Origin of the sequence: Streptomyces broussonetiae (assembly GCF_009796285.1) — a bacterium.
GTDB classification, from domain to species: domain Bacteria; phylum Actinomycetota; class Actinomycetes; order Streptomycetales; family Streptomycetaceae; genus Streptomyces; species Streptomyces broussonetiae.
In genome coordinates, this window is sequence record NZ_CP047020.1 from 2,672,749 (window position 1) to 2,693,628 (window position 20,880).

At 70.5% G+C, this 20,880-nt stretch carries 21 protein-coding genes and 1 pseudogene; 3 read left to right on the forward strand and 19 right to left on the reverse strand.

The window, feature by feature from the left end; translation table 11 throughout:
- Positions 1-3: 3 nt before the first annotated feature.
- The 4 genes from GQF42_RS12355 to GQF42_RS12370 form a co-directional block, all read right to left on the reverse strand.
- Entirely contained in the window at positions 4-651 is a 648-nt protein-coding gene (locus tag GQF42_RS12355; protein ID WP_158919684.1) for a GntR family transcriptional regulator, read from the reverse strand.
- Positions 652-748: 97 nt separating this feature from the next.
- The gene (locus GQF42_RS12360; protein WP_158919685.1) at positions 749-2,329 is read right to left on the reverse strand and encodes a TROVE domain-containing protein; all 1,581 of its coding nucleotides are present in this window, start codon (positions 2,327-2,329) and stop codon (positions 749-751) included.
- Between the two features lie 482 nt (positions 2,330-2,811).
- Entirely contained in the window at positions 2,812-4,254 is a 1,443-nt protein-coding gene (locus GQF42_RS12365; protein ID WP_158919686.1) for an alkaline phosphatase PhoX, read from the reverse strand.
- Between the two features lie 186 nt (positions 4,255-4,440).
- On the reverse strand, positions 4,441-5,868 hold the full coding sequence (locus tag GQF42_RS12370; protein ID WP_158919687.1) for a hypothetical protein: 1,428 nt from the start codon (positions 5,866-5,868) through the stop codon (positions 4,441-4,443).
- A 277-nt stretch (positions 5,869-6,145) separates the two neighbouring features.
- Between GQF42_RS12370 and GQF42_RS12375 the strand changes: the two genes are divergently transcribed.
- Positions 6,146-7,981, forward strand: a complete 1,836-nt coding sequence (locus GQF42_RS12375) for an endonuclease/exonuclease/phosphatase family protein (RefSeq protein ID WP_158919688.1) — start codon at positions 6,146-6,148, stop codon at positions 7,979-7,981.
- A 10-nt stretch (positions 7,982-7,991) separates the two neighbouring features.
- Here GQF42_RS12375 and GQF42_RS12380 read toward each other — a convergent pair whose 3' ends face one another.
- The 4 genes from GQF42_RS12380 to GQF42_RS44900 all read right to left on the reverse strand — a co-directional run bounded on the left by GQF42_RS12380 (position 7,992) and on the right by GQF42_RS44900 (position 10,364).
- Entirely contained in the window at positions 7,992-8,729 is a 738-nt protein-coding gene (locus tag GQF42_RS12380) for an SRPBCC family protein (RefSeq protein ID WP_158919689.1), read from the reverse strand.
- Between the two features lie 14 nt (positions 8,730-8,743).
- Positions 8,744-9,427 (reverse strand): ArsR/SmtB family transcription factor, encoded by a 684-nt coding sequence (locus GQF42_RS12385; RefSeq protein WP_233273332.1) that lies wholly within the window; start codon positions 9,425-9,427, stop codon positions 8,744-8,746.
- A 104-nt stretch (positions 9,428-9,531) separates the two neighbouring features.
- Entirely contained in the window at positions 9,532-10,227 is a 696-nt protein-coding gene (locus GQF42_RS12390) for a hypothetical protein (RefSeq protein WP_158919690.1), read from the reverse strand.
- Positions 10,224-10,364, reverse strand: coding sequence for a hypothetical protein (locus GQF42_RS44900; protein WP_199272657.1), 141 nt, complete (start codon positions 10,362-10,364; stop codon positions 10,224-10,226). The genes GQF42_RS12390 and GQF42_RS44900 overlap by 4 nt, the downstream gene beginning before the upstream one ends.
- A 167-nt stretch (positions 10,365-10,531) precedes the next feature.
- Between GQF42_RS44900 and dapA the strand changes: the two genes are divergently transcribed.
- Positions 10,532-11,434: a 4-hydroxy-tetrahydrodipicolinate synthase gene (gene dapA, locus GQF42_RS12395; protein WP_158919691.1), complete on the forward strand. Its 903-nt coding sequence runs from the start codon at positions 10,532-10,534 to the stop codon at positions 11,432-11,434.
- A gap of 58 nt (positions 11,435-11,492) precedes the next feature.
- Positions 11,493-11,991 (forward strand): annotated as a pseudogene (locus GQF42_RS45835) (hypothetical protein); the annotation flags it as partial.
- Positions 11,992-12,065: 74 nt separating this feature from the next.
- On the opposite strand, the gene dapD reads toward GQF42_RS45835, so the two are convergent.
- The 11 genes from dapD to GQF42_RS12450 form a co-directional block, all read right to left on the reverse strand.
- A complete protein-coding gene (gene dapD, locus GQF42_RS12400) occupies positions 12,066-13,052 on the reverse strand; it encodes a 2,3,4,5-tetrahydropyridine-2,6-dicarboxylate N-succinyltransferase (RefSeq protein WP_158919692.1) in 987 nt (328 codons plus the stop codon).
- A gap of 73 nt (positions 13,053-13,125) precedes the next feature.
- The gene (locus GQF42_RS12405; RefSeq protein ID WP_158919693.1) at positions 13,126-13,659 is read right to left on the reverse strand and encodes a TetR/AcrR family transcriptional regulator; all 534 of its coding nucleotides are present in this window, start codon (positions 13,657-13,659) and stop codon (positions 13,126-13,128) included.
- A complete protein-coding gene (locus GQF42_RS12410; RefSeq protein ID WP_158919694.1) occupies positions 13,659-13,982 on the reverse strand; it encodes a DMT family transporter in 324 nt (107 codons plus the stop codon). The genes GQF42_RS12405 and GQF42_RS12410 overlap by 1 nt, the downstream gene beginning before the upstream one ends.
- A gap of 132 nt (positions 13,983-14,114) precedes the next feature.
- The gene (locus GQF42_RS12415; RefSeq protein WP_158919695.1) at positions 14,115-14,447 is read right to left on the reverse strand and encodes a metal-sulfur cluster assembly factor; all 333 of its coding nucleotides are present in this window, start codon (positions 14,445-14,447) and stop codon (positions 14,115-14,117) included.
- Entirely contained in the window at positions 14,444-14,911 is a 468-nt protein-coding gene (sufU, locus tag GQF42_RS12420) for a Fe-S cluster assembly sulfur transfer protein SufU (protein WP_158919696.1), read from the reverse strand. Before sufU ends, GQF42_RS12415 begins: the two co-directional genes overlap by 4 nt.
- A 16-nt stretch (positions 14,912-14,927) precedes the next feature.
- Positions 14,928-16,184 carry a cysteine desulfurase gene (locus GQF42_RS12425; RefSeq protein ID WP_158919697.1) on the reverse strand — a complete coding sequence of 419 codons (1,257 nt, stop codon included), beginning with the start codon at positions 16,182-16,184 and terminating at the stop codon, positions 14,928-14,930.
- Complete coding sequence (sufC, locus tag GQF42_RS12430) at positions 16,181-16,945, reverse strand: Fe-S cluster assembly ATPase SufC (RefSeq protein WP_158919698.1); 765 nt, start codon at positions 16,943-16,945, stop codon at positions 16,181-16,183. Before sufC ends, GQF42_RS12425 begins: the two co-directional genes overlap by 4 nt.
- Before the next feature lie 7 nt (positions 16,946-16,952).
- On the reverse strand, positions 16,953-17,273 hold the full coding sequence (locus GQF42_RS12435; protein WP_158919699.1) for a bifunctional 3-phenylpropionate/cinnamic acid dioxygenase ferredoxin subunit: 321 nt from the start codon (positions 17,271-17,273) through the stop codon (positions 16,953-16,955).
- A complete protein-coding gene (sufD, locus tag GQF42_RS12440; protein WP_375996064.1) occupies positions 17,270-18,490 on the reverse strand; it encodes a Fe-S cluster assembly protein SufD in 1,221 nt (406 codons plus the stop codon). The genes GQF42_RS12435 and sufD overlap by 4 nt, the downstream gene beginning before the upstream one ends.
- 59 nt (positions 18,491-18,549) lie before the next feature.
- Positions 18,550-19,971, reverse strand: a complete 1,422-nt coding sequence (gene sufB / locus GQF42_RS12445) for a Fe-S cluster assembly protein SufB (protein WP_158919700.1) — start codon at positions 19,969-19,971, stop codon at positions 18,550-18,552.
- Positions 19,968-20,702, reverse strand: a complete 735-nt coding sequence (locus GQF42_RS12450; RefSeq protein WP_158919701.1) for a helix-turn-helix transcriptional regulator — start codon at positions 20,700-20,702, stop codon at positions 19,968-19,970. The genes sufB and GQF42_RS12450 overlap by 4 nt, the downstream gene beginning before the upstream one ends.
- Positions 20,703-20,880: the final 178 nt, after the last annotated feature.

Genomic DNA, 20,880 nt, shown 5'->3' on the forward strand with positions numbered 1-20,880 from the left:
GGGTCAGTCGGGGTCGGCCAGGTCGGTGAGCGTGCGCCAGATCTCCTCCGTCACCCGCAGCGCGCCGTCCACGTCACCGTCCGCGCAGGCCTCGATCAGCCGCTCGTGCAGTCCGGCCGAGCGGCACGAGCCGCCCTCGCCGAAGCGCCGGCGCTCCAGGCGGCGGATGAGCGGGGTGTAGCGGGCAACGGTGGCGGCGGCCGCACGATTGCCGGCCGCCCTGAGCAGCACGTCGTGCACCTCGTCGTCGGCGCCCAGGGCCTCGTCCACGTCACCGGCGCGCACGGCGGCGGCGAACCGGTCGTTGGCCGCGCGCATCTCCTCGAGGTCCGCCTGCCGCAGCCGGGGGACCGCAGTCCGGGTGACCAGCTCGTGCATCGCACCGACCACGGCGGCCGCGTCCCGTACGTCGGCGGCGACGAGCGGGGTGACCCGGGTGTGGCTCTGCGGCTTGCTCTCCAGCAGGCCCTCGTCCGCCAGCCGGGAGAAGGCCTCGCGCACGGGCGCCCGGGACAGCCCGAGCTGCTCGGCGAGGTCGGCGTCGCGCACCACTGCGCCGGGCTCGATCTCCCCGGCCACGATGGCGTCCCGGATGGCGGTGTGGGCGCGGTCCCGCAGGAGGGTGCGGGGCACGGGTCGTAGAGCCTGCATGAACTGAAATGTTAGATATCAGATCAGGGTGCGGGCAAGGGTGTGGCCCGCACCGTCGTGGAAGTGCGGGCCACGCTCATGTCCGGACGGTTGCCGCTCAGGCCTGCCACGGCCAGCGCGCGTCCCGGGCGGCCTCGAGCAGCGGCACCATACGGAAAGCCGCGTCGGAAAGGCCCCCGAAGGTGTGCCGGTTTCCGGTGCCCGACGGCCCGTGGCCCGCCCGGTAGCCCTCCAGGTTCCAGGTGTAGACCGGCACGTCGGCCGGGATCTGGGCGGTCGGGTCGCCGTGCCGGTTCGCGGCGTACTGCTCGTCGGTGATGATCAGCACCCGATCGTGCTTCTCGTAGTGCCGGCGTACCGCGTCGGTGGTGTCGGTGCCGCCCAGGCTGCCGAAGCGGTCCAGGACCTTGAGCACCGACTCGCCCTTGCCGAACCGCACCGCACGGCTCGTCGTACCGAACTCCACCAGATCGGCGTCCGCCGCCCGCAGCGCGAGCGCGGTGCCGAAGACCGCCGCCGCGTCGGCCCGGGTGAGCTGCGATCGCTCGGAGACCTGCGCCCAGAACATCGAGCCCGACCGGTCGACCAGCACCAGCGTCCGGCCCGGCAGCGCCGGCACGTTGGCCAGCGAGTGGCCGAGCGCTCGCTCCAGCGGGTAGGACCAGCGCAGCGACGGCGCGTGCCGGTGGGCGGCGAGGTAGCGAAAGGGGAACTGCCGCGAGCGCGCGACCTGCGACGGGTCACTGATCTTCGCCGCCACCTGGGCCGCGACCTCGTCGGACACTCCGGCCTCGTCGAAGTTGCGCAGGTTGCGGACCAGCGCCATCGCACCCATGGACGGGATCACGGCCTCCCAGGCCGCCTTGTCCATCGGGCCCTGGAGCCAGCCGGCCAGCGCCTCCCAGGTGATCCCGGCCGCCGCCAGCCGCTCCGCGCCGCCGGGCGAGGTGACGACCGCCCGCCGGTCCCGGACCGGCAGCGCCATCAGCTCGCGGTGCGCGGTGAGCATCGCCGGCGCGGCGGGCGGCACGGCCGTGGCCGGGTTGTGCCGGCGGTCGAGCGCGTACCGGAACAGCTCGCCCTGCCACGGCTTGTCCGGGTCCGGCGCCGCGTGCACCAGGTTGAGGATGTCGCCGAAGCGGTAGCCCTTGGCGGCGGTGTCGTACTTCAGCAGCGACTTGGCGTGGTAGAGCCGTCGCACGGCGTCGGCGACCCCGCGCTTCACGGGCTTGGGGATCGCGCGGCCGTACGTCGCCGTCCAGTAGGCCAGCAGCTCACCGGGCTCGTCCGGGCGCTGGAGCACACAGGCCACGACCTGCCGGTTCGACGGGCCGGCGGTCGCACCGGCCGTCAGCCGGGCGTGCACGTACTCGGCGGCGCCCACGATCGACGCCGTCCGCATGGCGCCCTCACCGCGCAGCCAGCCCAGCAGGCCGGCCGTCCAGTCCGGGTCGCTGACGGCGAGGTCGCGCACGAGGCGCGTGAAGCGGTCGTCGCGGTCCTCGGCCTTCTCGTAGAAGGTGTCCCCGAGGAAGTGGGAGACCGCCAGCAGGAACAGCTCCGAGCGCGGGTCCCGCTCCTGGCCCCGGCCGCCCTCGTAGGTCCGCAGGACCCGGCCGGTCGACGTCACCGCCGACTTCGGCTGCGCCTTGGCGGCAGGCGTGTTGAATCGCGCCATCGTGAACTCCCCCGAATTCGTGACTGTTTCGAGGAAGGCGCGGCCATGGAGGGTGGCCGAGGTCAGAAGTCGGCGGCGGACTTTACCCAGATGCTCTACCGCTTGAGCTACACCGACCCGAAGTCGATGACGGGACTCGAACCCGCAACCGTCCGATCCAATGAAGTAACCGCTGCCTGCACACCGGCCACCCTCCATGTGCCGCGCCTCCCGAGATCAGGTCGGCGGCGGTTCTGATTTCGATCACAACGAAGTAACCGCTGCCCGCGCACCGGGAGGTGCGTGAAGTTTTGGGTGTCCAGAGATCGAGGCCGGCGGAACCGACGTTTGGTGCTCTGACCCCTGAGCTACACCGGCCTGTTGGAGCCGGTGGCGGGACTCGAACCCGCGGCCTCCCCATTAAGAGTGGAAGTAGGTCCTGCCTGTCGCACCTGGACGTTGATCACTCTAGGGGCAGGACGCGGGTGTGGCGAACGAATTAATCACCGCTTCTGCCGCTTCCACGGCCCGGTGACGGCCAGCATGATGCCCGGGGTCTGGATGTTGGCGTACAGGGTCCGGCCGTCGGGCGAGAAGGTGACGCCGGTGAACTCGCTGTACTCCGGCGCCGCTTCGGTGCCGATGTTCAGCTCGTTGCGGGCGATCGGGTACGTCCGGCCGCTGTCGGTCGCGCCGAACAGGTGCTGGACGCCCTCGCCGTCCTCCGCGACGACCAGGCCGCCGTACGGGGAGACGGTGATGTTGTCCGGGCCGTCGAAGGCGCCGTCCCTGGCGGGGTCGGGGTTGACGCCGAGCAGGACCTTCAGGGTGAGGGTGCGGCGGCCCGGGTGGTAGAACCAGACCTGGCCGTCGTGCTGGAGCGGGCTCTCCGCACGGGCGTAGGAGGAGACGATGTAGGCACCGCCGTCGCCCCACCACATCCCCTCCAGCTTGCGGGCGCGGGTGATCTGGCCGTCGGTGAACTGCTTGCGGGTGGAGACCTTCCTGGCGTCGCGGTCGGGGACCTCCACCCAGTCGACGCCGTAGACCGTGCCGATCCTCGTGGCGCGGGAGAGGTCGTCCACGAACCTGCCGCCGGAGTCGAAGCACCTGAAGGCCTGGAGCACGCCCGCGTCGTCGGCGAGGGTGCGCAGTCTGCCGCGGCCGTGCCGGAAGCCCTCCGGCGGGGTCCAGCGGTAGAACAGGCCGTTGGGGCCGGCCGCGTCCTCGGTGAGGTACAGGTGACCGCGCTTGGGGTCGACCACGACGGCCTCGTGGGCGTACCGGCCGAGCGCCTTGATCGGCTCCGGGTCCCGGTTGGCACGGCGGTCGGCGGGGTCGACCTCGAAGACGTAGCCGTGGTCCTTGGTCATGCCGTTCTGGCCGGCCTTGTCCTCGGTCTCCTCACAGGTCAGCCAGGTGTCCCAGGGGGTGCTGCCGCCCGCGCAGTTGGTGGCGGTGCCGGCGATGCCGACCCACTCGGCGACGTGGTCACGGCGCACCTCGACCACCGTGCAGCCACCGGAGGCGGCGGGGTCGTAGACCAGGCCCTCGGCGAGCGGCACCGGGTACTGCCACTTGGCGCGCGGGCCCGCCAGCTCGTGGTTGTTGACGAGCAGGGTGGCACCGCGGGGGCCGTCGAAGGCGGCTGTGCCGTCGTGGTGGGACGGGGTGAACTCGCCGGACTCCAGCGTGGTCCGGCCGCTGTAGGTGACGATCTCGTAGGAGAAGCCCGCGGGCAGGGCGAGGATGCCGTCCGGGTCGGGGACGAGCGGGCCGTAGCCGACGCCGTGGTGGCCGTGGGCCGACTCGGCCTCGCCGTCCCCGGGCTCCGTGGCCGCGAGAGCGTTCGGGGCGGTGGCGAGCGCCCCGACGCTGCCCGCCAGGGCGACCCCGGCACCGGTGATCGCGGAGTTCCTGGCGAAGTCCCTGCGGGTGAGCGACATGGTGTCTCCTGAGACGGTGGGAGTGCCGTGGAGGGTGGCGGACCTCGGTTCGGCGCACACGCTCCCGCCCGCTTCTGAACGGCGCTTGAACGTCCGGCGACTTCAACAGCCCTTGTTCAAGAATCCGTATGCGCCATCCCATGGCAAACCCAAAGGACTCCCCTCCCGCCGCGCCCGGGAGCCGCCTCAGCCCCCCTGCTGGGACCGCGCCTTGAAGGCTGCCTTCCTGGCCTCCTTGGCCACCTTCTTGTCCGGATGCAACCGTCCCATCGCCTCCAGCACATCGGCGGTGGCCGGGTGCTCCACCCGCCAGGCCGTGGCGAAGAACCCGCTGTGCTGCGCGGCCAACCCCTCGACCAGGGCCTGCAGTTCCTCGGAGTTGCCTTCGGCCGCGAGCTGCGCGGCGAGCGTGTCGACGGTCAGCCAGAACACCATCTCCTGGGACGGTGCCGGCACCCCGTCGGCGCCCTGCTCGGTCAGCCACACCCGGGCGAGGCCCCCCAGCTCCGGATCGTCGAGCACCTCCCGCAGCGCCGGTTCGGCCTCAACGCCGATCAGCGACAGGGCCTGCTGACAGCGCAGCCGCCGCAGCGGCGCCCCCTCGTCGCCGCCGCGCGCCGCGGCGAGCAACTCCCGTGCCGCACCCAGCGGTTCCCGCCGCGCCAGCCACTGCTCGGTCTCGCCCTGCGCGGCGGACGGCCCGAATCCGGCCGTGCCGTCGAGCAGGACGTCCGCACCCTTGTCGGCGAGTTCACCCACGGCCGGCGCCGCGAACCCGGCCTCCATCAGCCGCGCCCGCAGCCCGTACGCGCCGAGCGGGGTCAGCCGGACCATGCCGTAGCGGGAGACGTCCGTGTCGTCGACCGGCGCGGCGCCCTCCTCGTCGGCGTCGGCCATGAGCGCCTCGTCCACCGGCTGGTACTCCACGATCCCGATCGGCTCCAGCGCCCGGAACTGGTCGTCCAGCCGCATCATCGCGTCGGAGACCTGCTCCAGGACGTCGTTGGTGGGCTCGCCCATGTCGTCGGGGACGATCATCGAGGCGGCGAGGGCCGGCAGCGGGACGGGGCCGTCGCCCGGGCCGTCCTCGCTCACGGTCAGCAGATAGAGGTTGCCGAGGACGCCGTCGAGGAAGTCCGCCTCGACCTCCGGGTCCCAGTCGAGTGACGAGAAATCGACCTCGCCGCCCGTGTCCAGCGCGTCGACCAGATCGTCCAGATCGGGTACGGCGGCGTCGGCGAGGACGGTCTCCAGGGCGGTGAGCCACACGGTGAGCACCTCGTGCGGGGAACCGCCGGTGAGCAGCTTCAGCTCCTCCCCGGCCCGGACCGTGCCGTCCTCCTCGTCCGTGATCTCGACCAGTCCGGCATCCACCGCGACCCGCCAGGCCTCGCCGGCGTACGCGGCGGCGTCGTCCCCGGTCAGCCCCAGCAGTTCGGCGGCGGCCGGAAGCTGCTCCTCGACCAGGCCGCCGCCGGCGTCCACACGAGTGTCGGGTCCGGCCCAGCGGGCGAGTCGGGCGGCGCGGGAGAGCAACGGCGTGGACAGCGCGGCGCGCGCCAGCTCCGCTTCGGGGTGCAGCCGCACGGGCGGCAGGGGGGAGCTGTCTGACATCGGCTGGTTCTCCTCGGACCGTGAACGGGCTCGATCGCTCAGCCTAGACGGATTTCCACCCATGCCGCCCGGTTCATCTCTGCGTCGGCCGTCGTACATGGCCGAAACCTTGACAACTCCCGGGCCCAGCCTGGAGATTGACGCGCGTAGAAGCTGGGGGGACAAGTGTTCACTCGGCTCTACGCACGTCACGGAGGGCGACGAGCCCCACACGCTCCCGTTCCGCCCTCGAGTCCCACCTCGTCCCGGCACTTCGTCATGTCCCCGGAGGGATCCCTTGCCGAGCAGGTCTTCCGCGCGCCTCGCCGCGCTCACCGTCGCCGCCGTCTGTTCCGCCGCGGCAGCCGTCCAGATCGTTGCCCTCCCCGCTCCCGCGCACGCCGACTCGGTGCGCATCCACGACATCCAGGGCACGACCCGGATCTCGCCCTTCGCGGGCCAGAAGGTGACGGACGTACCCGGCATCGTCACGGCCACGCGCACCTACGGCTCCTCCAGAGGCTTCTGGCTGCAGGATCCGAATCCGGACAACGACCCGCGCACCAGCGAGGGCGTGTTCGTCTTCACCAGCTCCACGCCGAAGGTCGCGGTCGGCGACTCGGTGACGGTGACCGGCACGGTCTCCGAGTACGTCCCGGGCGGCACCTCGTCCGGCAACCAGTCCCTGACGGAGATCACCAAGCCGACGATCACCACCGTCTCCACCGGCAACGCGGTGCCGGCGCCGGTCGTGATCGACGCGAAGTCGGTCCAGGGCGCGTACACCCCGGCCGGCGACACGGCCGCGAACGGCTCCGTCAACGGTCTGACCCTGCAGCCGTCGAAGTACGCCCTGGACTACTACGAGTCCCTGGAGGGCATGAACGTCCAGGTCGAGAACGCCCGCGTGGTCACCGGCACCGACCACTACAGTGAGCTGTGGGTGACGGTGAAGCCGCACGAGCACCGCAGCCGCCGCGGCGGCACGGTCTACGGCTCCTACGACTCGCAGAACACCGGCCGGCTCCAGATACAGTCGCTGGGCTCGACCGCCGACTTCCCCAAGGCGAACGTCGGCGACACGCTCGAGGGCACCACCACCGGCCCGCTGGACTTCAACCAGTTCGGCGGCTACACCCTCGTCGCGAGCAAGCTCGGCACGCTCAGGAGCGGCGGGCTGCAGCGCGAGACCACGCGCAAGCAGTCGGGCCGCGAGCTGGCGGTGGCGACGTACAACGTCGAGAACCTCGACCCGTCGGACAACACGTTCGACAAGCACGCCTCCGCGATCGTGAACAACCTGCAGTCGCCGGACATCGTGTCCCTGGAGGAGATCCAGGACAACAACGGCGCCACGGACGACGGCACGGTCGACGCGAGCGTGACGGTGAACAAGCTGATCGACGCGATCGTCGCGGCGGGCGGCCCCAAGTACGACTGGCGCTCGATCAACCCGGTCAACGACCAGGACGGCGGCGAGCCGGGCGGCAACATCCGCCAGGTGTTCCTGTTCAACCCCGAGCGGGTGTCCTTCGTGGACCGCGCGGGCGGCGACTCCACCACGGCGGTCGGCGTCACGAAGGTGCACGGCAAGGCCGAGCTGACGGCCTCCCCGGGCCGGATCGACCCGACGAACGCGGCCTGGAAGGACAGCCGCAAGCCGCTGGCCGGCGAGTTCGTCTTCCACGGCAAGACGGTCTTCGTGATCGCCAACCACCTGGTCTCCAAGGGCGGCGACCAGGCGCTGACCTCGCAGTACCAGCCGGTGACGCGCAGCTCGGAGATCCAGCGCCACGCGCAGGCGACCGAGGTGAACGCGTTCGTCAAGGACATCCTGAAGGTCCAGAAGAACGCGAACGTCATCGCCCTCGGTGACATGAACGACTTCGAGTTCTCCGGCACCGCCAAGATCCTCGAGGGCGACGGCGAGCTGTGGTCGGCGATCAAGTCCCTGCCCAGGAGCGAGCGTTACACCTACGACTACCAGGGCAACGAGCAGGTCCTGGACCAGATCCTGATCAGCCCGGCGATCCGCCGCGGCGGCGACTTCGAGTACGACAGCGTGCACATCAACTCGGAGTTCAACGACCAGATCAGCGACCACGACCCGCAGGTGCTGCGCTTCCATCCCTGATCAGGGGAGGTCACGCCTGGCTGAACACCCCGTTCAGCCAGGCGCGCCACGCGCTCTGGTTCGCCTCGGCGTCGGCGTCCGGCGCGAAGTCGTGGATGCTGATGCCGAGCGGGGCGCCCCAGTGGCCCCGCCCGAAGAAGCGGATGAGGGCGTTGTCGGTGCGCAGCCCGATGAAGTACGGGTTGCGGTAGTCGAGTACGGCGTCCAGGGTCCGCCCGCCGGGCCCCTGGACGGCGGCCTTCGTGCCGGCGGCGGCGTCGTCCGCGAGGCCGAGGGCGTGGGCGACGGCGGCGAGCGCCTCCTGGGTCGCCGAGGCCGCGGGCCCGTTCAGCTGGGCGAAGGCGACCGGGCGGGGCGCGAAGTGCGTGAGGTACTCGCACAGGGTGTGCAGATAGAAGTTGGTGTGCTTGCTCGCGCCGTCGTACTGGTTGTTCCAGTCGTCGGTGAAGATGCCGCTGTGGACGTAGCGCACCCAGGCGTGGCGGCCCTCGTCGCGGGGCTCGATGGTGTAGTCGAGCTGGTTGAGCGACTGGGTGGGCATGCCCACGTTCTCACTGCGGCTGGTGTAGCGGTGGGGCGGGTCCCAGGCGGTGACCGTCGACCCGAAGGGTCCCTGGCCGCCCTCCCGGGGCTCCGGCGGGTCCATGGGCCACAGATAGCCACCGGTGCCGGTGGTGACGGCTTCCCAGACCTTCTCGGGCGGGACGTCGACCTCGAACTCGCGGACGATCTCGAATTCCTCGGGCATGGCGGGGCTCCTGCTTACTGATCCAGTGCGGGGGTGGGCTGGTCCTCGACCGCGGGGTCCTCGACCGTGACGTCCGTGGCCACGGGCTCCTTGGCCACGGACTCCTTGGCCACGGGCTCCTTGACCGTGGGATGGAGGGCGACGACGATCCGGTGGTCCCGGCCGCCCTCGGTGCCGGGGGCGTCGTACTTGCGGATCAGCGCGCTCACGCCCGCCGTCAGCTCCTGCACGAAGGCCGCGCGATCGGCCGCGGAGGCGAAGCGGACCTGGCCGTCCAGGGCATAGGTCGCCAGCCGCTTCCTGGCCTTGGCGGCGCCGGTGATCAGCACGCCGACGTCCCGCACCAGGCGGGCGCCGAGCGCGAGCAGCCAGCGCGCGGAGAGCTGATCGCGAAAGCGCTCCGGGTCCGGCTGCACGGCGGGCAGGGCAGCGGGCGAGATGACGTACGACGCGGCGGTCGCGCGCATTAGCCGCTCGGTGACATTGCCCTTGCGCCGCTCTCCGGCCAGCTCGACCAGGCCGTGCCGCTCCAGCGCCTTGAGGTGGTAGTTCACCTTCTGCCGGGGCAGTCCGACCTTGCCGGCCAGCATCGCCGCCGAGGCGGGCTCGGCGGCCAGCTCGGCGAGCAGCCGGGCCCGTACGGGGTCCAGCGAAACGGCCGCTGCTTCGGGATCCTCGATCACGGTCACGTCCAGCATGCATCCACCCTTGCACCGAAAATTTTTTTTGTCCAGGAGGGTCGGACTTTCGGTGAAGGAGTGCGCGCTCCTGCGCACGCCTGCGATCCCGAGGCACCCGGCACTCAGCCCTGGCCCACTCCCCCGGTGCCGCGTTCGCCGAGGCGGGCGAGCTGGCTCTGGAACCAGTCGAGGCGCGCCTGCAACAGCGCCGCCTCGGCGACGAGTTCGGGCACGCCCGGCTCGGCCCCGGACACCGGCTCGGGGGACGCAAGTCCCGTGCCGCCACCCCGCGCCACCACCTTGAGCCCCTCCCCGGCCAGCCGGGCGAACCCGGCGAGCGGGACGGACGTACGGCCGCGCACACAGCCGGCACAGACAGGGGCGAGGGCGCGCCAGCCGGGGCGGCCCCAGCCGGCGTCGGCCAGCGCGAGGGCGGTGGCCCCGCAGGAGCACGGGCCGGCGGTGGCGGTGCGCACCCGCTGGCGGGCATAACGGAATCCGCGCTCGAAGCGGATGTAGGCGCCGAGCACGGCGACCTCCAGCAGGAGTGCCGTACGGTGCTCGGCCGTGCACAGCATCGCCTCGGCGGCGGCGCGGTCGTGGACGCAGTGGAAGCCGCAGTCGCACAGCCGCGCGGGCGGGCGGTGCCGTCGGCCGTAGAGGCAGGAGGCGTCGTCGAGCACGCCGTACGGCAGCGCGCCACCGAGCGACACACCCGTGAACCCGGCCCGGGTGCCGTCCTGGGACAGCACCGGGTGGGCGATCTTGTATCCGGTCGGCGGCTCCGTCGGGCGTTCCGCCGGGAGCCGCAGTCTCATCGGGCGGCCGGGACCTCTTCGCGGGCCGGCTCGGCCGGTTCGACCGTGACGGCGTCCTCGGGGAGCGGGATCTCCTCTTCCCGGACGCGCGGCCGCTCCTCGGCGACTCCGGTGGCCAGTGCCTTGCCGAGCTTCATGGTGCCTCCCATGAGTGACGTCGGTGACCCTCCGGCCATAGTGACCCATGAGGGGCCGAGTTGGACACAGGGCCTCCGGCCGCCGACCCAATCCATCAGTATCACTTAGTAATACCTCGTAGAAGAATTAAGTAGAGCTTCACCGTCGCGCTACCGAGACTACTCCCATGACGAGCACACGCGACCCCGCCCGGCCCTTCGGCCGCACCCTCTGCGCGATGATCACGCCGTTCACCGAGGCGGGCACCCTCGACCTGGACGGGGCCCGGGCCCTGGCCGCGCGGCTGGTGGCCGAGGGCTGCGACGGCCTGGTGCTGAACGGCACCACGGGCGAGTCGCCGACCACCACGGACAGGGAGAAGACGGAGCTGGTCGCGGCCGTGCGGGAGGCGGTCGGCGACGAGGCGACCCTGGTCGCGGGCGTGGGCAGCGCCGACACCCGGCACACCGTCGAGCTGGCGCTCGCGGCGCAAAAGGCGGGTGCGGACGGGGTGCTGGTGGTGACGCCGTACTACAGCCGGCCCCCGCAGGAGGCGGTCGAGGCGCACTTCCGCCAGGTCGCCGACGCGAGCGGCGTGCCCGTGATGCTCTACGACATCCCGGGCCGCACCGGCACCCGGATCGAGCCGGACACGATGATCCGGCTCGCGGAGCATCCGCGGATCGTGGCGGTCAAGGACTGCTCCTACGACTTCCTCGGCACCCAGAAGGTGCTTGGGCGCACGGAGTTGGCGTACTACACGGGCTGTGACGAACATGTGCTGGCGCTGTACGCGATCGGCGCGGCGGGCTGTGTGAGCACGGTCGGCAACGCCGTCCCGGGCCACTTCGCCGCGATCCTCGACGCCTTCGACGCGGGCGACACGGCCCGGGCCCGCGAACTCCAGCTGCGCGTCACGCCGTTGATCGAGGCGATGATGGCCGCGGGCCTGCCCGGCACGGTCACCGCCAAGGCCCTCCTGGCCCGCCTCGGCCTGCCCGCGGGCCCGGTCCGCGCACCGCTCATGGCCGCCGGCCGGGAGACAGCCGACGGGCTGCTGGCGCTGTACGAGGAGTTGACGGCAGCCTGACCGGCGCTCGCGCGACCGGTCGACGGGACCCTGTCGCCACCTGCCGCACGGTGGCCCCGTGACCCGCCCCCTGCTGTTCCTGGGCGTCGACGGCCCCTGAACCCGTACGCGGCGAAGCCGGAACGGCGACCCGCGGGCCACGCGACGATCCGGGTGCCCCTCGCCCACCGACGGCCACTGCGGGTCTGGCTGAACCCGGCCCACGGCCCGGCAACTGCTCCGGCTTGGCCACGAGCCGGTCTGGGCGACGGGATGGATGGCGGAGCCGGCGTGTGGATCGCACCGGTCGTCGCCTGCCGGCCGATCTGCCGTACGTCGGCTTCGGCCGGGGCCTGTTCTCCGAGCGCCCGGACGGCGTCCACTGGAAGACGGAGGCGATCGTGGCGCACGCCGCGGGCCGGCCGTTCGCCTGGGTGGACGACGAGCAGAGCCCGGCGGACACGCTGTACGTCAGGGACCGTCACCCCGGTCCGGCCCCGCTGCACCACGTCGATCCACGGGTCGGCCTGCGGGAGGGCGACGCCGCGGTCCTGCGGGAGTTCGCGGCGGGCGTCGGCACAGAAGAGATCGGCACATGGCACAAGCGCCCCTCACCGGACGGTGAAGGGCGCTTCCGGGCGTGCGGCGCGCGTCAGTTGTGGCTGTGCAGGATGTCGTTCAGGCCGCCCCAGACCGCGTTGTTCGGGCGGGCCTCGACCACACCGGTGACCGAGTTGCGGCGGAAGAGGATGTTGGAGGCGCCGTTCAGCTCACGGGCCTTGACGATCTGGCCGTCGGGCATGGTGACCCGGGTGCCGGCGGTGACGTAGAGGCCGGCCTCGACCACGCACTCGTCGCCGAGCGCGATGCCGACGCCCGCCTCGGCGCCGATCAGGCAGCGTTCACCGATGGAGATGATCACGTTGCCGCCGCCTGACAGGGTGCCCATGGTGGAGGCACCGCCGCCGATGTCCGAGCCGTTGCCGACCACCACGCCCGCGGAGATCCGGCCCTCGACCATCGAGGTGCCCAGCGTGCCGGCGTTGAAGTTGACGAAGCCCTCGTGCATGACCGTGGTGCCCTCGGCCAGGTGCGCGCCCAGGCGGACCCGGTCGGCGTCGGCGATGCGGACGCCCTTGGGGGCGACGTAGTCCGTCATGCGCGGGAACTTGTCGATCGAGGTGACCTGCAGGTGCAGGCCCTCGGCGCGGGCGTTGAGCCGCACCTTCTCGATGTCGTCCACGGCGACCGGGCCGAGCGAGGTCCAGGCGACGTTGGCGAGATGACCGAAGATGCCGTCCAGGCTCTGGCCGTGCGGCTTGACCAGGCGGTGCGAGAGCAGGTGCAGCCGCAGGTAGGTGTCGTGCGCGTCGATCGGCTTCTCGTCCAGCGAGGCGATGACCGTGCGGACCGCGACCACCTCGACGCCCCGACGGGCGTCCGGGCCGACCGCCTTGGTCGCGCCCTCGCCCAGCAGCTCCGCCGCGCGCTCGGCGCTCAGCCGCTCGGTGCCGGCCGGGCCCGGCTGCTCGACCAGCTCGGGGGCCGGGAACCAGGTGTCGAGGACAGTGCCGTCGGAGGCGATGGTGGCGAGGCCGGCGGCGACGGCGCCGGTGGTACGGGAAGCAGAGTCGGTCATGTACCAAAACCTAACGTGAGCGGGGTCGTGGAGGCGAACCAGCACCGGGGCGTCTCACGTGCCGGGCGCGGCTTCAGGGGATCAGACGGGCGAGCGCGGTGCGCGCGTACTCCTCGTCGTACGAACCGCCCGTCAGCAGCACCTGCAGACAGATGCCGTCCATGAGCGCGAGCAGCGCCCGGGCCGTGACCGGGTCCGTGCGCCGGGCCAGCAGCGCCGCGGCGTCCTCGGTCCACTCGGCGGCGACCGGCCGCAGCGCGGGCCGGCGCAGCGCGGCCAGATACAGCTCGTACTCCAGCTCCACACCCGTGCGGTCACCGCCGAGCCACGCGCCGAGCGCGCCGGCCAGCTCCGCCGCCAGGTCTCCCCGGCCGCCCTGCGGCAACCGCTCGGCGAGCATCCGCCCGAAGCCCTCGTTCGCCTGCCGCAGCGCGGCCACCATCAGCTCTTCGAGAGTGGCGAAGTGGTACGTGGTGGAGCCGAGCGGTACGTCCGCCTCGGCGGCGACGGAGCGGTGGCTCAGCCCGGCGATGCCGTCCCGGCCGACCACGCGGATCGCGGCGTCGATGATCCGCTGCCGCCGCTCGGGGTCGTAGCGGCGGGGCATCAGTGACTCGCCCCGCCCAGGTTCAGCACCACGACGCCCCCGATGATCAGCAGGATCCCGGCGACCTTGGTGACGCTCAGCCCCTCCCCGAACAGCAGCAGTCCGAGCACGGCGATGGTCGCGGTGCCCACCCCGGACCAGATCGCGTACGCGGTGCCGATCTGCACGGTCTTGAGGGTCTGGGCGAGCAGCGCGAAGGAGACGACGTAGCCGAGGGCCGTCGCCAGCGAGGGCCAGAGCCGGGTGAAACCCGCGGTGTACTTCATCGCCGTCGTCGCGGCGACCTCGGCGGCTATGGCGCCGGCGAGCAACAGGTATCCCATGCGTACGAGCGTACACATGGATGCGTACGTGCGTACACAAGGAACCGGACCCGTACCGGAACACCGATCACGGACACACGAAGAAGCGGCGGCACCCGATGCGGGTGCCGCCGCTTCACGCACACGGTGATGTCAGACGTTGAACCCCAGCGCCCGCAGCTGCTCGCGGCCGTCGTCCGTGATCTTGTCGGGGCCCCACGGCGGCATCCAGACCCAGTTGATGCGCAGTTCGCTGACCAGGCCGTCCGTGGCGGACTTGGCCTGGTCCTCGATGACGTCGGTCAGCGGGCAGGCCGCCGACGTCAGGGTCATGTCGATCGTCGCGATGTTCGCGTCGTCGATGTGGATGCCGTAGATCAGACCGAGGTTGACGACGTCGATGCCCAGCTCGGGGTCGACGACGTCGTACAGCGCCTCGCGGAGTTCCTCTTCCGAGGCCGGCTTCATCTGGACGGTGTCGCTCATGCGGTCTTCCTTTCGGCTTCGGCGCCACCCAGCGCCTGGGCCGTCGCGTCCTTCCACGCCATCCAGCTCAGGAGGGCGCACTTGACCCGTGCGGGGTACTTGGAGACACCGGCGAACGCGACCGCGTCCTCCAGGACGTCCTCCATCGCGTCGTCCGGCTCGATCCTGCCCTTGGACTGCATCAGCTCCAGGAAGGTCTCCTGGATCTTCTGCGCGTCGGCCAGCTCCTTGCCGACCAGCAGATCGTTGAGGACGGAGGCGCTGGCCTGGCTGATGGAGCAGCCCTGGCCCTCGTAGCTGACGTCCTCGATCCTCGTGCCGTCGTACTTCACTCGGAGGGTGATCTCGTCGCCGCACGTCGGGTTCACGTGGTGCACCTCGGCGTCGCCATCCCTCAGACCACGCCCGTGCGGGTTCTTGTAGTGGTCCAGGATGACTTCCTGGTACATCGAATCCAGCTTCACCGTTTCAGCACGCCCCTCAGCCGAAGAAGTTCCGTACGTGCTCCAGGCCGTCGACCAGTGCGTCGATCTCGGCCGGCGTGGAGTACAGATAGAACGACGCTCGCGTGGTCGCAGGAATTCCGTAGCGCAGGCAGACGGGCCGAGCGCAGTGGTGGCCGACGCGGACCGCTATGCCCTGCTCGTCCAGAACCTGGCCCACGTCGTGCGGGTGGATGTCGCCCAGCGTGAAGGAGATCGCGGCGCCCCGGTCCTCGGCCGTGGTCGGGCCGATGATCCGCAGGTCCGGGACCTCTGCCAGGCGGCGCACCGCGTACTCGGTGAGCGCGTGCTCGTGGGCGAGGATCTTGTCCATGCCGATCGAGTTGAGATAGTCGATCGCCGCGCCCAGTCCGACCGCCTGCGCGATCGGGGGCGTGCCCGCCTCGAACTTGTGCGGCGCCGGAGCGTACGTCGAGGAGTGCATCGAGACGGTCTCGATCATCTCGCCGCCGCCGAGGAACGGCGGCAGGTCCTCGAGCAGCTCCTGGCGGCCCCACAGGACGCCGATGCCGGTCGGGCCGCACATCTTGTGACCGGTGAAGGCCACGAAGTCGGCCTGCAGGGCCTGCACGTCCAGCGGCATGTGCGGGGCGGCCTGGGAGGCGTCGATGCACACCAGCGCGCCGACCTCCTGGGCACGGCGCACGATGGCCTCGACCGGGTTGACCGTGCCCAGGATGTTCGACACCAGCACGAAGGAGACGATCTTCGTCTTCTCGGTGATGATCTCGTCGATGTTGGACAGGTCGAGCCGGCCGTCGTCGGTGAGGCCGAACCACTTCAGCTTCGCGCCCGTGCGCTGCGCGAGCAGCTGCCACGGCACGATGTTGGAGTGGTGCTCCATCTCCGTGATGACGATCTCGGTCTCGTGGTCCACCCGGTAGGGCTCGTCGGCCCAGCCCAGCATGTTCGCCACGAGGTTCAGCGACTCGGAGGCGTTCTTGGTGAAGATCACCTCGTCGCGGCTCGGCGCGTTGATGAACTCGGCGACCTTGTCACGCGCGCCCTCGTACAGCGCCGTGGCCTCCTCGGCGAGCACATGCACACCGCGGTGGACGTTGGCGTTGTAGCGCTCGTAGTACTCGCTCAGGGCGTCCAGCACCTGGCGCGGCTTCTGCGAGGTCGCCGCGTTGTCCAGGTACACGAGCTTCTTGCCGTCGTGGACGACACGGTCCAGAACGGGGAAGTCCTTGCGGATCGCCTCGACGTCGAGGAGGCCCGGCAGCTGTGTCACGCGGATGCGCCACCCTTCACGTATGCCTCGTAGCCCTCGTTCTCCAGCTTGTCCGCCAGCTCGGGGCCGCCGGACTCGACGATGCGGCCGCCGGCGAACACGTGGACGTGGTCGGGCTTGATGTAGCGCAGGATGCGCGTGTAGTGCGTGATCAGCAGGGTGCCGACCTCGCCGGTCTCGCGGACGCGGTTGACGCCCTCGGAGACGATGCGGAGCGCGTCGACGTCGAGGCCGGAGTCGGTCTCGTCGAGGATCGCGACCTTCGGCTTGAGCAGCTCCAGCTGGAGGATCTCGTGGCGCTTCTTCTCACCGCCGGAGAAGCCCTCGTTGACGTTGCGCTCGGCGAAGGCGGGGTCCATGTTGAGGCGCTCCATGGCCTCCTTGACCTCCTTCACCCAGGTGCGCAGCTTGGGGGCCTCGCCGCGGATCGCGGTGGCGGAGGTGCGCAGGAAGTTGGAGACCGAGACGCCGGGGACCTCGACCGGGTACTGCATCGCCAGGAACAGGCCCGCGCGGGCACGCTCGTCGACGGACATCTCCAGGACGTCCTCGCCGTCGAGCAGCACGGTGCCCTCGGTGATCGTGTACTTGGGGTGACCCGCGAGGGAGTAGGCGAGGGTCGACTTGCCGGAGCCGTTGGGGCCCATGATGGCGTGCGTCTCGCCCTGCTTCACGGTGAGGTCGACGCCCTTGAGGATCTCCTTCGTGGCGTTGTCGGCCTCGACGGTGACGTGCAGGTCTCGGATTTCAAGCGTTGCCATGGGTGCCTCAGGACTCCTGGGTGAGGGAGACGAGCACGTCGTCCCCTTCGATCTTTACGGGGTATACGGGGACGGGGCGTGTGGCCGGGAGGCCGGACGGCTTGCCGGTGCGCAGGTCGAAGCTGGAGCCGTGCAGCCAGCACTCGATCTGGCAGTCCTCCACCTCGCCCTCGGAGAGGGAGACGTTCGCGTGCGAGCAGATGTCGTGGATCGCGAACACCTCGCCCTCGGTCTTCACGACCGAGACCGGCGTGCCGTCGAGTTCCACCCGCTTGGGGGTGTCCTCCTCCAGCTCGCTCAGCCCGCAGACGCGTACGAAGGTCGTCATGCGACGGACGCCTCCAGCTCCTCCTCGATCTTGGCGAGCAGGCGCTCCTCGATGTCGGCGACACCGATCTGCTGGACCAGCTCGGCGAAGAAGCCGCGGACCACCAGGCGGCGGGCCTCGTGCTCCGGGATGCCGCGGGCCATCAGGTAGAAGAGCTGCTCGTCGTCGAAGCGGCCGGTGGCGGAGGCATGGCCCGCGCCGACGATCTCGCCGGTCTCGATCTCCAGGTTCGGCACCGAGTCGACGCGCGCACCGTCCGTGAGGACCAGGTTGCGGTTCATCTCGTAGGTGTCCGTGCCCTCGGCCCTGGCCTCGATGAGCACGTCACCGATCCACACCGCGTGTGCGTCCTCGCCCTGGAGCGCGCCCTTGTAGACGACGTTCGACTTGCAGTGCGGGGTGTTGTGGGTGACCAGCAGGCGGTGCTCCTGGTGCTGCCCGGCGTCGGTGAAGTACAGGCCGAACAGCTCGGCCTCGCCGCCGGTGCCGGCGTACTCGACGCGCGGGTGCAGGCGGACCAGGTCGCCGCCGAAGGTGACCACGAACGACTTGAAGGTGGCGTCCCGGCCGATCAGCGCGTTGTGCTGACCCACGTGGACCGCCCTGTCGTCCCAGTCCTGGACGGAGACGACGGTCAGCTTGGCGCCGTCACCGAGGACGTAGTCGACGTTGGCGGCGAGTACGGCGTCACCGGTGTGGTCGATGACGACGACGGCCTCGGCGAAGGCTTCCAGCTCGATGACCTGGTGGCCGTAGGCGACCCCGCCCTCGCCGTGCACGGCGATGCGGATCGGCTCGGTGAGCACCGTCTCCTTGGGGACGGTGACCACGCCGGCCTTCTCGAAGGCCGAGTACGCCTGGGCGGCGACGCGGTCCACGGGGGTGCCGGCCTTGCCGATGCGGGCGTCGCCGCGGTCGACGGTCTCGACGGTGACGCCCTCGGGGGCCTCCACGACGACCTTCACGCCGGTGCCGGTGGCGACGGCGGTGCCGTCGTGCAGCCCGCGCAGGCGCTCCAGCGGGGTGAACCGCCACTCCTCCTCGCGGCCGTGCGGGACCGGGAAGTCCGCCACGTCGAAGGACGGAGGCGCGCTCATGCGCGAGACGACGGTCGACTCGGCGGCCACCGCGATCTGGCCGGCGGTGGTGGAGCCCATCGGTGGGGGTCCCCCCGCCCGAACGGAGTTGAGGGTGGGGGAGTTCTGAGCCTCAGCCATGGCTGTCGGTCTGCTCTCTTCCTACGTCAGAAATTGCTGCTTGCTGTCCGGGGCGGGTCTCAGCCGACCGCGCCCTCCATCTGCAGCTCGATCAGCCGGTTGAGCTCCAGCGCGTACTCCATCGGCAGTTCCTTGGCGATCGGCTCGACGAAGCCGCGCACGATCATCGCCATCGCCTCGAACTCGGACAGACCGCGGCTCATCAGGTAGAAGAGCTGGTCCTCGGAGACCTTGGAGACGGTGGCCTCGTGGCCCATCGACACGTCGTCCTCGCGGACGTCCACGTAGGGGTACGTGTCGGAGCGGGAGATGGTGTCGACCAGCAGCGCGTCGCACAGCACGTTCGACTTGGAGCCGTGGGCACCCTCGCCGATCTCGACGAGACCGCGGTAGGAGGTACGGCCGCCGCCGCGCGCCACGGACTTCGAGACGATGTTGGAGGAGGTGTTCGGCGCCATGTGGACCATCTTGGAGCCGGCGTCCTGGTGCTGCCCCTCGCCCGCGAAGGCGATGGACAGGGTCTCGCCCTTGGCGTGCTCGCCCATCAGGTAGACGGCCGGGTACTTCATCGTCACCTTGGAGCCGATGTTGCCGTCGATCCACTCCATGGTCGCGCCCTCGTAGGCCACGGCGCGCTTGGTGACCAGGTTGTAGACGTTGTTCGACCAGTTCTGGATGGTCGTGTAGCGGCAGCGGGCGTTCTTCTTGACGATGATCTCGACGACCGCGGAGTGCAGCGAGTCCGACTGGTAGATCGGGGCGGTGCAGCCCTCGACGTAGTGCACGTAGGCACCCTCGTCGACGATGATCAGGGTCCGCTCGAACTGGCCCATGTTCTCCGTGTTGATGCGGAAGTAGGCCTGCAGCGGGATCTCGACGTGCACACCCTTGGGCACGTAGATGAAGGAGCCGCCGGACCACACGGCGGTGTTCAGCGCGGCGAACTTGTTGTCACCGGCGGGGATGACGGTCCCGAAGTACTCCTTGAAGAGCTCCGGGTGCTCCTTCAGGGCGGTGTCGGTGTCGAGGAAGATGACGCCCTGCTCCTCCAGGTCCTCGCGGATCTGGTGGTAGACGACCTCCGACTCGTACTGGGCGGCGACACCGGCGACCAGGCGCTGCTTCTCGGCCTCCGGGATGCCCAGCTTGTCGTAGGTGTTCTTGATGTCCTCGGGCAGGTCCTCCCAGGACTCCGCCTGCTTCTCCGTGGAGCGCACGAAGTACTTGATGTTGTCGAAGTCGATGCCCGACAGGTCCGAGCCCCAGTTCGGCATGGGCTTCTTCTCGAACAGCTTCAGGCCCTTGAGGCGGAGCTTGGTCATCCACTCCGGCTCGGACTTCTTGTCCGAGATGTCCCGGACGACGTCCTCGTTCAGGCCACGGCGCGCGGACGCACCGGCCACGTCGGAGTCGGCCCAGCCGTATTCGTACTTGCCCAGACCCTCGAGCTCAGGGTGGGCAGTCTCCGTGGGGAGAGTCATGCGGGGTTCCTCCCGGCCGTGCTTGCAGGTGCGTTAGGGGAAATCTTGGGGATGAACGTCGTGCAGACGCCGTCGCCGTGCGCGATGGTCGCCAGTCGCTGGACGTGCGTGCCCAGCAGCTCGGCGAAGATCTCCGTCTCCGCCTCGCAGAGCTGCGGGAACTGCTCCGCGACATGGGCGACCGGGCAGTGGTGCTGGCACAGCTGCTCGCCGACCGGTGCGCTGCGCGCCGTAGCAGCGTACCCGTCCACGCTCAAGGCCTTGGCCAGCGCTTCGGCACGCCTGTCCGGGGTGACGGCCTCGACCGCCTTGCGGTAGGCGCTCGCCTGGGCGGCGATCCGGGCACGGGCGAAGGCGGCGACCGCCTCGGGTCCGCCCCCCTGCTCGGCGATCCAGCGGAGTGCGTCCGCGGCCAGCTTGTCGTACGACTGGTCGAAGGCGTCCCGGCCGCAGTCGGTGAGCGCGAAGACCTTCGCGGGACGGCCACGCGTGCGCGTGCCGTACACCCGCTGCTCGCGCGCCTCCACGACGTCGTCGGCCACCAGGGCGTCCAGATGGCGCCGGACGGCGGCCTGGGTCAGTCCCAGCCGGCCGGCCAGCTCGGCGACGGTCGACGGGCCGTGGTCCAGGATGGAGCGCGCGACCCGGTTGCGCGTGGAGCGCTCACCGGTCGCGAGTTCCTCCTGCGGGGCCCCCAAGGAGGTCTCCCGAGCCTCGCCGACGTTTTTCACAACGCCATTGTTGCGTAATTCCGCGGGGCCTGACAAGCGCCGCCCGGATCACCGGACGGTGCCCTGCATCACTTAGGCATACCTAATCTGACCTGCGAAAACGATCTTTGATCGATCATCCCTGAAGGGCCGTGCGGCCAATTCGGTAGCGCCGCGCGGGCCCGTCCGGAAGACTCGC

Excerpts from the sequence above, each read along its gene's own strand:
- GQF42_RS12435 (WP_158919699.1), bottom strand. The coding sequence starts at position 17,273 with ATGACGACCTTCGTACGCGTCTGCGGGCTGAGCGAGCTGGAGGAGGAC.
- GQF42_RS12380 (WP_158919689.1), bottom strand. The coding sequence starts at position 8,729 with ATGCCCGAGGAATTCGAGATCGTCCGCGAGTTCGAGGTCGACGTCCCG.
- sufB (WP_158919700.1), bottom strand. The coding sequence starts at position 19,971 with ATGACTCTCCCCACGGAGACTGCCCACCCTGAGCTCGAGGGTCTGGGC.
- GQF42_RS12370 (WP_158919687.1), bottom strand. The coding sequence starts at position 5,868 with ATGTCAGACAGCTCCCCCCTGCCGCCCGTGCGGCTGCACCCCGAAGCG.
- GQF42_RS12415 (WP_158919695.1), bottom strand. The coding sequence starts at position 14,447 with ATGAGCGACACCGTCCAGATGAAGCCGGCCTCGGAAGAGGAACTCCGC.
- GQF42_RS44900 (WP_199272657.1), bottom strand. The coding sequence starts at position 10,364 with ATGAAGCTCGGCAAGGCACTGGCCACCGGAGTCGCCGAGGAGCGGCCG.
- GQF42_RS12410 (WP_158919694.1), bottom strand. The coding sequence starts at position 13,982 with ATGGGATACCTGTTGCTCGCCGGCGCCATAGCCGCCGAGGTCGCCGCG.
- GQF42_RS12385 (WP_233273332.1), bottom strand. The coding sequence starts at position 9,427 with ATGCTGGACGTGACCGTGATCGAGGATCCCGAAGCAGCGGCCGTTTCG.
- sufD (WP_375996064.1), bottom strand. The coding sequence starts at position 18,490 with ATGGCTGAGGCTCAGAACTCCCCCACCCTCAACTCCGTTCGGGCGGGG.
- GQF42_RS12365 (WP_158919686.1), bottom strand. The coding sequence starts at position 4,254 with ATGTCGCTCACCCGCAGGGACTTCGCCAGGAACTCCGCGATCACCGGT.
- dapA (WP_158919691.1), top strand. The coding sequence starts at position 10,532 with ATGACGAGCACACGCGACCCCGCCCGGCCCTTCGGCCGCACCCTCTGC.
- dapD (WP_158919692.1), bottom strand. The coding sequence starts at position 13,052 with ATGACCGACTCTGCTTCCCGTACCACCGGCGCCGTCGCCGCCGGCCTC.
- GQF42_RS12360 (WP_158919685.1), bottom strand. The coding sequence starts at position 2,329 with ATGGCGCGATTCAACACGCCTGCCGCCAAGGCGCAGCCGAAGTCGGCG.
- GQF42_RS12405 (WP_158919693.1), bottom strand. The coding sequence starts at position 13,659 with ATGCCCCGCCGCTACGACCCCGAGCGGCGGCAGCGGATCATCGACGCC.
- GQF42_RS12355 (WP_158919684.1), bottom strand. The coding sequence starts at position 651 with ATGCAGGCTCTACGACCCGTGCCCCGCACCCTCCTGCGGGACCGCGCC.
- GQF42_RS12390 (WP_158919690.1), bottom strand. The coding sequence starts at position 10,227 with ATGAGACTGCGGCTCCCGGCGGAACGCCCGACGGAGCCGCCGACCGGA.
- sufC (WP_158919698.1), bottom strand. The coding sequence starts at position 16,945 with ATGGCAACGCTTGAAATCCGAGACCTGCACGTCACCGTCGAGGCCGAC.